3 protein-coding genes are annotated in these 2,483 nt (G+C 63.9%); all 3 read right to left on the reverse strand.

The window, feature by feature from the left end; all coding sequences use genetic code 11:
- Window positions 1–435: phosphoglycerate kinase (gene pgk, locus LQV45_RS25735; RefSeq protein ID WP_230009477.1), on the reverse strand; the 435-nt coding region annotated here is incomplete at its 3' end.
- Between the two features lie 10 nt (window positions 436–445).
- Window positions 446–1,456 (reverse strand): type I glyceraldehyde-3-phosphate dehydrogenase, encoded by a 1,011-nt coding sequence (gene gap / locus LQV45_RS25740; protein WP_028276841.1) that lies wholly within the window; start codon window positions 1,454–1,456, stop codon window positions 446–448.
- 287 nt (window positions 1,457–1,743) lie between these two features.
- Window positions 1,744–2,367 (reverse strand): superoxide dismutase, encoded by a 624-nt coding sequence (locus tag LQV45_RS25745; RefSeq protein WP_028276840.1) that lies wholly within the window; start codon window positions 2,365–2,367, stop codon window positions 1,744–1,746.
- Window positions 2,368–2,483: the final 116 nt, after the last annotated feature.

The following is a 2,483-nucleotide window of genomic DNA, read 5'->3' on the forward strand; positions in this document are numbered from 1 at the left end:
GGTGAGGGCGACCAGCTCGTCCGCGAAGGCGCCGCGCTCGGCGTCGTCCTTGGAGGTCTCCCGCGCGTCGAAGCGCACGTTTTCCAGGACCAGCACTTCGCCGTCCTGCAGCGCCGCGGAGAGCTCCTTGGCCGACTCGCCAACCGTGTCGGCGGCAAGGGAGACCTTGAACCCGGCAAGCTCGGCCAGCCGTGCGGCTGCGGGCTTGAGGGAGTACTTCTCCTCCGGCGCGCCCTTGGGGCGGCCGAGGTGTGCTGTGACCAGCACGCGGGCACCGGCGTCCGTGAGCTTCGCCAGCACTGGCAGGGAGGCCTTGATACGGCCGTCGTCAGTCACTGTAGAGCCGTCGAGCGGCACGTTCAGGTCACTTCTGACCAGAACGTACCGCCCGCGGACACCATCAGCGATCAGTTCGTTGAGGGTGTGAAATGTCATGAGTCTTACCCTAGCCCAGCTTGGACGCGACAAGCTCCGTGAGGTCCACGAGGCGGTTGGAGTAACCCCACTCGTTGTCATACCAGGACACAACCTTGACCTGGTCGCCGATCACCTTGGTCAGGCCGGAATCGAAAATGGACGATGCCGGGTCGCCGACAATGTCGGAGGAGACGATCGGCTCGTCGGTGTAGGTCAGCAGGCCCCTGAGCTCCTCGGTCTCCGATGCTGCCTTGAGGGCGGCGTTGACTTCGGCGACCGTGGTCTCGCGGGAAACCGTGACGGTCAGGTCGGTGGCGGAGCCGGTGGGAACGGGCACGCGGATGGCGTAGCCGTCGAGCTTGCCCTTGAGCTCCGGCAGGACCAGGCCGATTGCCTTGGCCGCACCGGTGGAGGTGGGCACCATGTTGATGGCGGCGGCGCGGGCGCGGCGGAGGTCCTTGTGCGGGCCGTCCTGCAGGTTCTGGTCGGCGGTGTAGGCGTGGATGGTGGTCATCAGGCCACGCTCGATGCCGAAGGCGTCATTGATGACCTTGGCCAGCGGGCCGAGGCAGTTGGTGGTGCAGGAGGCGTTGGAGATGATGTGGTGCGTGGCGTTGTCGTACAGGCCGTCATTGACGCCCATCACGATCGTGATGTCCTCATCCGACGCGGGGGCGGAGATGAGGACCTTCTTGGCGCCGGCGTCGATGTGCTTCTGCGCATCGGCGGCCTTCGTGAAGAAGCCGGTGGACTCGATGACGATGTCGACGCCGAGCTCGCCCCAGGGCAGCTTCGCGGGATCGCGTTCGGCGAGGACCTTGATGATGTTGCCGTCGACGACGATGTTGCCGTCTTTGACCTCGATGGTTTCGGCCAGGCGGCCGCCCACGGAGTCGTACTTGAAGAGGTGAGCGAGGGCTTCCGGGCTGGTGAGGTCGTTGACCGCAACGATCTCGAGGTCTGCGCCCTGTGCGAGGGCGGCGCGGAAGTAGTTGCGGCCGATACGGCCAAAGCCGTTGATGCCAATACGGGTCGTCACGTTTTCAGTCTCCTTGGTGCTCTTGCGAGCACGACTAGTTGAGAAGGCGTTCAAGCCAACTAACAGATCCCGCACGCCATTGGGCAGAGATAATTACCAGATCGGAGGGCGACCAGCCACATTGCTGAAGGCTAACCGCCTTCCGTGATCCATCTTACGTTTAACCGGGACTGCCCCCGCAAGTGCAGGGGCAGTCCGTCCACATTTCGGGCCGAAGGGCCCGTAATGTGAGGTTTGTTACAAACGGAAGTCGATTCCGTCACCCTGTGCAGGGTAAAGGGACCTGCCTAGAGGGTGATGAGACCCGTCGCGTTCTTGCGGGCGGCGTCGAAGCGCTTGGCGACGTCGGCCCAGTTCACGATGTTCCAGAAGGCCTTGACGTAGTCCGCCTTGACGTTGACGTAGTCCAGGTAGAAGGCGTGCTCCCACATGTCCAGCATCAGCAGCGGGGTGGTGCCGAGTGCGACGTTGCCCTGCTGATCGTAGAGCTGCTCGATGACCAGGTTGCCGCCGATGGGCTCGTAGGCCAGGAAGCCCCAGCCGGAGCCCTGCAGGCCCAGTGCCGCGGCGCTGAACTGCGCACGGAACGCGTCGAACGAGCCGAAGGCGTCGTCAATGGCCGCCGCGAGCTCGCCCTCGGGCTTGTCGCCACCGTCCGGTGAGAGGTTCTTCCAGAAGACGGAGTGGTTGATGTGGCCGCCGGTGTGGAACGCGAGGTCCTTGGAGAGGCGGTTGATGTTGGCGAAGTCGCCCTTTTCGCGCGCCTCGGCCAGCTGGGCCAGGGCGTTGTTGGCGCCGGCCACATAGGCGGCGTGGTGCTTGCTGTGGTGCAGCTCCATGATCTTCGCGGAGATGTGCGGTTCCAGCGCTGCGTAGTCATAGTCGAGCTCGGGCAGTACGTACTCGGTCACAAATTCCTCCAATGTCGTGGACGGGTTGTCCGGTTCGGTAACTCTTTTGATTGTGCATCCGGATGCGGGGCATCCGGAAAATTGAGGTGGAATCCAACGGCGACAACCAGCCGCGG

Source organism: Microbacterium sp. Bi128 (assembly GCF_918698205.1).